The following is a 7,328-nucleotide window of genomic DNA, read 5'->3' on the forward strand; positions in this document are numbered from 1 at the left end:
CCGGCGGACGGCAGTATGGGACCTCCAGCAAGACCGGAAGCAGTCGGCGCAGGAGCTTGACATCCGGTCCTCCGGCCGTGTTTCACCAGGAGGCCCCGTGGCGAATTCGCCGTTGAACGTGCCGCGGCTCGCCCTCGTCGACGCCGCACAGGCGGCCCGCGTGCTCAGTGAGGTGCGCGACGCCAGGCTCGCCGGCCGGCGGACCGGACCCGCGCACCGGCCGGTGATCGAGCAGTCCTGGGAGCGGACGCTGCGCAGTGGTGTCGATCCGGAGACCGGTTCCCGGGCCGGACTCCTCAGCCCCGACGAGGTGCGGCGGCGACGGGAGGTGTCGCCGCTGAGGGACGTGCTGCCGGTGCTGCGCGACGGCCTGCTGTCGGTCGCGGACGCCGCCCGGCACATCATGGTCGTCGCCGACGAGGACGGCCGGGTGCTGTGGCGGGAGGGCTGCTCCACGGTGCTGCGCAAAGCGGACGGCATCGGTTTCGAGCCGGGCGCGGACTGGCGGGAGGACGTGGTCGGAACCAACGGGGTGGGTACGGCCGCGGTGGTCGGGCGGCCCGTGCAGGTGTTCGCGGCCGAGCACTTCGTGCGCTCGCACACCGCCTGGACCTGCGCCGGCGCCCCGATCACGGATCCGCGCAGCGGACGCCTGCTCGGTGTGGTCGACGTCAGCGGCCCGCTGGACACGATGCACCCGGCGACCCTCGCCTGGGTCGGCTCGGTCGCGAAACTGGCCGAGGCGACGCTGCGCGAGCGGCACATGCGCGCGCTGGAGCGGTTGCGGGCGGTGGCGGCTCCGGTGCTGGCCAGGATCGGCGGCCGGGCGCTGGTGGTGGACCGGGACGGGTGGACGGCGGCGGTGACCGGGATGCCGTACACGAACCGGATCGCGCTGCCCAAGTCGCCCTCGCCGGGGTATCGCCGGCTGCCGGCGCTGGGGCTGTGCACGCTGGAGCCGCTGGCGGAGGGGTGGCTGGTGCGCTCGTTCGACGGGGAGGCGGAGGCGGAGGCGCCGGGCGCGACCAGGATCGTGCTGGACCTGACCCGGCCGCGCCGATGGTCCGTGACGGTGACGGTGACCGGCGGTGTCGGCACGTGGTCGCACGAACTCAGTCCGCGGCACGCGGAGTTGCTGTACGTGCTGGCGGTGCACCCGGCGGGGCGCAGCGCCTCGGAGCTGGCCGAGGAGGTTTTCGGGGATCCGGCGCGCAGGGTGACGGTACGGGCCGAGATGTCGCGGGTCCGCAGGTATCTCGGGGGACTGCTGGAGCATCGGCCGTATCGTTTCTGCGAGCAGGCGGAGGTGGAGGTGCTCCTCCCCGGCGACCCGAAGGACCTCCTCCCGCACTCGACGGCACCCGCGGTGACGGGCGCACGGATCACGCGTGCCGCACTTCGATGACCGGCCGGGACCGGATCGGACCGGGACCGGGCGGGGACCGGGCCACGGTCCGACAGGCCGGAACTCGAAGCCCGAAGCCCGGTACCAGGGACCCTGAGTCAGGCCGCCGCATCGGTTCGGTACGCCCCGCGATCGGGACCTTCCTCCCGTAAATCGCCTTACGTCACAGCGGCTTCCGTACATATGCGAGGTCTTCGCCCCGTTCCGGGGCCGACTGCCGTAGCATCCCCCTACGGGTCACCCCACCTGCTCCTCCGTCAACGCAAGGATCATCAGGCGCAGTTGGCCCGCCTCGGGAGGACGAATGAAGCAGCGTGGCCGACATCGCCGACGCAGGCGGGGCAGGGCGGTACGCGGTTTCCTGGCGGGAACCGCTCTCGCGCTCACCGCGGCCGCCACCATGATCAGCGCTTCCCAGGCCACGGTCTCCGGCGGCCCCGGCGCCCTGAAACCGCTCACGTCCTCCGCCGACACGGCCGCGCTGCGGCTGACGGAGGAGGCGGTACCGTCGGCCTCTCTGGAGCGGCTCGCCGCCGAGATGGGCCCCTCCGTCGGTGTCACCGAGGCGCTGAGCGGCGCCGGCCGTCCGCTGCGCGACGAGGCCGACTGCACGCAGGGCGAGCGCGAGGCCCTGCCGGTCTCCCCCGCGGCCACCCACGCGTACTGCTGGAACGCCGACGACACCGAGGGTTGGGAGCCGGGCGCGGTCACCACCTCCGGGGACGCGGACGACGACGGCCTGTGGGGCGCGCACCGGGTCATCGTCTCCGGCTGGTCGCGCGACTCCGGCCCGGTCGCCGACCGCGGTCTGGCCCGGGTCGCGTTGGTGGACGCGGACGACCCGAACCACCTCGACTACACCTGGGCGCTGCTCGCCGTCCCCGTCGACGGGGGCCGCGACTACCGGGGTCTGGTCTCCCGCGTCTCCGGCATGGTCTGGTACCAGGACAAGCTGCTGGTGACCGCCGACGACGGGGACCGGGCCGCGCTGTACGTGTACGACGTCGACCGCCTCCACCGGACCACGGTCGCCGGTGACGCGGTCGGCCGGGTGCCCGGCGGCTGGTCGGCGCACGGCGCCCCGTACGTCCTGCCGGCCGTGGCCTCCTACCGACTGAGCGGCGGCTCCGGCGCTCCGCGCCCCGCCGCCGTGTCCCTGGACCGCAGCACCGCGCCGGACAGCCTCGTCGCCGGGGAGTGGACTCTCGACGAAGGGGACCGGGGCGCCCGCCTGTGGCGGTACGCCTTCGACACCTCCCCCGGCCGGGCCGGCTTCCTCGCCGGTGACTCCGCGGGCCGGGTCGGCGCGACGGAGGCGTACCGGACGAAGGCGACCGGGGTGCGCGGTGTGCTGTCGCACGAGGACGGCTGGTACGTGAGCCGGGCCGGCGGTGCCGAGGACGGGCACGGAACGCTGTGGCGGCAGGACACGGACGGCGCGCGGGCCGCGCGCTGCGGCGCCGACGACAGCCGCGACTGCTGGAGCCCGCGGACCGAGTCCCTCTCCTACTGGGCCCGGACCGGCGACGTGTGGACGCAGTCGGGTCGGGTGCTGTTCGCGCTTCCGCTGGCCTCGATCGACAGATCGGCGAAGTAGATGATTCCCTGACGGGCATGACCGACATCCCCGTGACCACCTGGTCCCTGGAGCAGACCGCGCCGGGCGACCTCCTGCCGGCCGCCGCGCCCGAGGGCGACGTGCGGATCCTGCGCGCGGAGGTGCCCTCGCCCGAGTTCAGCCGCTTCCTGTACGCGTCCGTCGGCGGGGACATCCGCTGGATCGACCGGCTGGGGTGGACTTACGCACGCTGGCAGGAGCACCTGACCCGGCCGGGCGTGGAGACCTGGGTGGCGTACGACCGGGGGACGCCCGCGGGGTACGTGGAGCTGGAGCCGCAGGACGACGGGGCTGTGGAGATCGTCTACTTCGGGCTGATCCCGGCCTTCCGCGGGCGACGGATCGGCGGCCACCTGCTGTCGTACGGGGCCGCGCGCGCCTGGGACCTCGGGGACCGCCGGCCCGGACTGCCGCAGACGAAGCGGGTGTGGCTGCACACGTGCAGCCTGGACGGCGAGCACGCGATGGCCAACTACCAGCGCCGCGGGTTCAAGCTGTTCGACACCAAGGTCGAGGCGCAGGCCGAGGTGACCGCCCCGGGCCCCTGGCCCGGCGCATACCCCGCCTGACCTGCGTCGACAAGACGTCGGGCTCGACATGTGACCGACACCACCTCGGTCTCATATAGCGAGACCAGGGTGTCCACATGACGGACGAAGCTGGACTGTGTCCAGATCGCCGTGCCACGCTTCCGTCATGTCTGGAACTGGAATTGCCTTGGTGAGTCGGCGGCACGTCGACCTCGGCCGCATGTCCAGCGCCATCTGTCCGGCCAGCTGACGAGCCGCAGCACCGCCGACAGCCCCTCCAGCCTCCCCTCCGCGCAACGACGCGCACGCATGCCCCCGTGCGCCCCCGCTTGCGCAGGTCAGAGCCGCCCTGCCCGTCACCCGACCACCGCCCCTCACGGACGGCGCCGCGCCGCCCCCTCCCCGTCACTGTCCCGAAGGACGTATTCACGATGGCCGCCACTCCCCAGAACCCTGCCGCCTCCGCGCCACGCCGCAAGGTGAGCCGTCACCGCGGCGAGGGTCAGTGGGCCGCGGGGCACTTCACCCCGCTCAACGGCAACGAGCAGTTCAAGAAGGACGACGACGGTCTCAATGTGCGGACACGCATTGAGACGATCTACTCCAAGCGCGGCTTCGACTCGATCGACCCCAACGATCTGCGCGGCCGGATGCGCTGGTGGGGCCTCTACACCCAGCGCAAGCCCGGGATCGACGGCGGCAAGACCGCGATCCTGGAGCCGGAGGAGCTGGACGACGAGTACTTCATGCTGCGGGTCCGCATCGACGGCGGCCGGCTCACCACCCAGCAGCTGCGGGTCATCGGCGAGATCTCGCAGGAGTTCGCCCGCGGCACCGCGGACATCACCGACCGGCAGAACGTCCAGTACCACTGGATCCGCATCGAGGACGTGCCGGAGATCTGGAACCGCCTGGAGGCGGTCGGCCTGTCCACCACCGAGGCCTGCGGTGACACGCCCCGTGTGGTGCTCGGCTCGCCGGTCGCCGGCATCGCCGAGGACGAGATCATCGACGGCACCCCGGCCATCGAGGAGATCCACCGGCGGATCGTCGGCAACCCGGCCTTCTCGAACCTGCCCCGCAAGTTCAAGACGGCGGTGTCCGGCTCGCCGCTGCTGGACGTCGCGCACGAGATCAACGACGTCGCGTTCGTCGGCGTGCACCACCCCGAGCACGGCCCCGGCTTCGACGTGTGGGTCGGCGGCGGCCTGTCCACCAACCCCAAGATCGGAGTCCGGCTCGGCGCCTGGGTCCCGCTGGACGAGGTCGCGGACGTCCACGAAGGCGTCATCTCCATCTTCCGCGACTACGGCTACCGGCGGCTGCGCAACCGCGCCCGGTTGAAGTTCCTGGTCGCCGACTGGGGTCCGGAGAAGTTCCGCCAGGTCCTGGAGGACGAGTACCTCCAGCGCAAGCTGGTCGACGGCCCCGCCCCCGCCCAGCCCCTCGAACGCTGGCGCGACCACGTCGGCGTGCACCGCCAGAACGACGGCCGTTTCTACGTCGGTTTCGCACCCCGGGTCGGCCGCGTGGACGGCGCCACCCTGACAAAGATCGCGGAGCTGGCCGAGGCGCACGGCTCGGGCCGGGTCCGGACCACCGTCGAGCAGAAGATGATCGTCCTCGATGTCGAGGAGGAGCAGGTCGAGTCGCTGGTCGAGGCCCTCGGGGCGCTGGACCTGACCGCCAAGCCCTCCCCGTTCCGGCGCGGCACGATGGCCTGCACCGGCATCGAGTACTGCAAGCTCGCCATCGTCGAGACCAAGCAGCGCGGTTCGGCCCTGATCGACGAACTGGAGCGCCGCATCCCGGAGTTCGACGAGCCGATCACCATCAACATCAACGGCTGCCCGAACGCCTGCGCCCGCATCCAGGTGGCGGACATCGGTCTCAAGGGCCAGCTGGTCCTCAACGACGCGGGCGAGCAGGTCGAGGGCTTCCAGGTGCACCTGGGTGGAGCGCTCGGTCTCGAAGCGGGTTTCGGCCGCAAGGTCCGCGGTCTGAAGGTCACTTCGGACGAGCTGCCGGACTACATCGAGCGGGTGCTGAAGCGGTTCCAGGAGGAGCGCGAGGACGGCGAGCGGTTCGCTGCCTGGGCCGCGCGGGCCGGCGAGGAGGCCCTTTCGTGAGCACGGCCAACGAGACGGAGGAGCCGGTATGAGCGAGCGTGCCGCGCCCTTCTACTGCCCCTACTGCGGCGACGAGGACCTTCGTCCGAGCGAAGAGGGTCACGGGGCCTGGGAATGCGCGGCGTGCAGTCGCGCCTTCCAGCTGAAGTTCCTCGGGCTGCTCGCCCGAGGAGTTCAGCGAGCCGACAACGGAGGGGACCCGATATGACGACGGCTCAGGAAACCTGTGGCGCCGAGGAGTTGAAGGCACTCGCCGAGCAGGCGGGCCGCGATCTGGAGGACGCCTCCGCACTGGAGATCCTCCGGTGGGCCGTGGACACCTTCGGCAAAAAGTTCTGCGTGACCTCGTCCATGGAGGACGCGGTGGTGGCGCATCTGGCCTCCCGCGTGCTCAAGGGCGTGGACGTGGTCTTCCTCGACACCGGATACCACTTCCCCGAGACCATCGGCACGCGGGACGCGGTCGAGGCCGTGATGGACGTCAACGTCATCACCCTCACCCCGCGACGGACGGTCGCCGAGCAGGACGCCGAGTACGGCCCGAGGCTGCACGACCGCGACCCCGACCTGTGCTGCAAGCTCCGCAAGGTGCAGCCGCTGGAGGAGGGGCTGAAGGGCTACCGCGCCTGGGCGACCGGGCTGCGCCGCGACGAGTCCCCGACCCGGGCGAACACCCCGGTCGTCGGCTGGGACGAGAAGCGGCGAAAGGTCAAGGTCTCCCCGATCGCCCGCTGGACGCAGGACGACGTGGACGCCTACGTCAGCGAGCACGGCGTACTGACCAACCCCCTGCTGATGGACGGTTACGCCTCCGTCGGCTGCGCCCCCTGCACCCGCCGGGTCCTGGAGGGCGAGGACGCGCGCGCCGGCCGTTGGGCGGGCCGCGCGAAGACCGAGTGCGGACTGCACGGCTGACCCCCATGACCGCGCTTCCTACCGATTTGGAGAACCACGTGACGACCGGAGCCACCGTCTGGCTCACGGGTCTGCCGAGTGCCGGCAAGACCACCATCGCGTACGAGCTGGCCGCCCGGCTGCGCGAGGAGGGCCACCTCGTCGAGGTGCTCGACGGCGACGAGATCCGTGAGTTCGTCTCCGCGGGCCTCGGCTTCAGCCGTGAGGACCGGCACACCAACGTGCAGCGCATCGGCTTCCTCGCCGAACTGCTCGCCCGTAACGGTGTGAAGGCGCTCGTGCCGGTGATCGCGCCGTACGCCGACAGCCGCGAGGCGGTGCGCAAGCGCCACGAGGAGGGCGCGACGGCGTACCTGGAGGTGCATGTGGCCACTCCGGTGGAGGTGTGCTCCGAGCGCGATGTGAAGGGCCTGTACGCCAAGCAGGCGGCGGGCGAGCTGACCGGGCTCACCGGGGTCGACGACCCCTACGAGACCCCCGAGCGGCCCGACCTGCGCATCGAGTCCCAGAACCAGACCGTCAAGGAGTCCGCGGCGTCGGTGTACGAGCTGCTCAACGAGAGGGGACTGGTGTGACGACCGTCGCACGGACCGAGGAGGGCACGGACTCCCCGTACGCCCTCAGCCACCTGGACTCCCTGGAGTCGGAGGCGGTGCACATCTTCCGGGAGGTGGCGGGGGAGTTCGAGAATCCGGTGATCCTGTTCTCCGGTGGCAAGGACTCCATCGTCA

General features: G+C 71.7%; 8 protein-coding genes and 1 pseudogene. All 9 read left to right on the plus strand.

All coding sequences use genetic code 11. The features are described from left to right. Window positions 1-97: 97 nt before the first annotated feature. Window positions 98-1,405, plus strand: a complete 1,308-nt coding sequence (locus ACZ5Y0_RS24690; RefSeq protein WP_469130856.1) for a helix-turn-helix domain-containing protein — start codon at window positions 98-100, stop codon at window positions 1,403-1,405. Between the two features lie 304 nt (window positions 1,406-1,709). After that, on the plus strand, window positions 1,710-3,002 hold the full coding sequence (locus ACZ5Y0_RS24695; protein ID WP_469130857.1) for a hypothetical protein: 1,293 nt from the start codon (window positions 1,710-1,712) through the stop codon (window positions 3,000-3,002). A 17-nt stretch (window positions 3,003-3,019) separates the two neighbouring features. Next, window positions 3,020-3,592, plus strand: a complete 573-nt coding sequence (locus ACZ5Y0_RS24700; protein ID WP_469130858.1) for a GNAT family N-acetyltransferase — start codon at window positions 3,020-3,022, stop codon at window positions 3,590-3,592. A 127-nt stretch (window positions 3,593-3,719) separates the two neighbouring features. Next, complete coding sequence (locus ACZ5Y0_RS24705) at window positions 3,720-3,803, plus strand: putative leader peptide (protein ID WP_309486338.1); 84 nt, start codon at window positions 3,720-3,722, stop codon at window positions 3,801-3,803. Between the two features lie 181 nt (window positions 3,804-3,984). Further along, a complete protein-coding gene (locus ACZ5Y0_RS24710; RefSeq protein ID WP_469130859.1) occupies window positions 3,985-5,682 on the plus strand; it encodes a nitrite/sulfite reductase in 1,698 nt (565 codons plus the stop codon). A gap of 28 nt (window positions 5,683-5,710) precedes the next feature. Then, on the plus strand, window positions 5,711-5,890 hold the full coding sequence (locus ACZ5Y0_RS24715; RefSeq protein WP_469130860.1) for a hypothetical protein: 180 nt from the start codon (window positions 5,711-5,713) through the stop codon (window positions 5,888-5,890). Continuing rightward, window positions 5,887-6,597, plus strand: coding sequence for a phosphoadenylyl-sulfate reductase (locus ACZ5Y0_RS24720; protein ID WP_469130861.1), 711 nt, complete (start codon window positions 5,887-5,889; stop codon window positions 6,595-6,597). The genes ACZ5Y0_RS24715 and ACZ5Y0_RS24720 overlap by 4 nt, the downstream gene beginning before the upstream one ends. A gap of 38 nt (window positions 6,598-6,635) precedes the next feature. Further along, window positions 6,636-7,172, plus strand: a complete 537-nt coding sequence (gene cysC / locus ACZ5Y0_RS24725; RefSeq protein WP_469130868.1) for an adenylyl-sulfate kinase — start codon at window positions 6,636-6,638, stop codon at window positions 7,170-7,172. Continuing rightward, window positions 7,169-7,328: pseudogene (locus ACZ5Y0_RS24730) on the plus strand (sulfate adenylyltransferase subunit CysD); the annotation flags it as partial. The gene cysC and the pseudogene ACZ5Y0_RS24730, both read left to right, overlap by 4 nt.

It is taken from the genome of Streptomyces sp. NPDC033216, from assembly GCF_055577115.1.